At 58.9% G+C, this 477-nt stretch carries 1 protein-coding gene; it reads left to right on the top strand.

Annotated features, from left to right (window positions below; all coding sequences use genetic code 11):
• On the top strand, positions 1-477 hold a 477-nt coding region (locus tag DC345_RS31150; protein WP_181586805.1), incomplete at both ends, for a hypothetical protein.

Raw genomic sequence — 477 nt, 5'->3', positions numbered from 1 at the left:
GAGCCACGGGTCTTACTGGAGTAACGGGTGCGACAGGTGTAACCGGAACAGGAACGACAGGAGCTACCGGAGCAACGGGTCTTACTGGTGCAACAGGTGCGACAGGTGCCACCGGAACGGGAACAACAGGAGCTACTGGAGCCACCGGCGCGACAGGATCTATGGGTGTAACTGGCGTGACAGGAGCAACGGGAGCCACTGGTGCGACGGGTCTTACTGGTGAAACAGGTACGACAGGCGCAACCGGAACGGGAACGACTGGAGTTACCGGAGCAACGGGTTCACCGGGTGTAACTGGAGTGACAGGTGCAACGGGTCTTACCGGTGAAACAGGTGTTACAGGTGCAACCGGTATAGGAGTCACCGGAACCACGGGAGCCACAGGAGCAACGGGTCTTACTGGATTAACCGGTGTGACAGGCGCAACCGGGACGGGAACAACCGGAGCTACCGGAACAACAGGTCTTACTGGAGTAA

Origin of the sequence: Paenibacillus taichungensis (genome assembly GCF_003287275.1) — a bacterium.
GTDB lineage: Bacteria > Bacillota > Bacilli > Paenibacillales > Paenibacillaceae > Paenibacillus > Paenibacillus taichungensis_A.
This window is presented reverse-complemented; position numbering and strand designations above follow the sequence as displayed.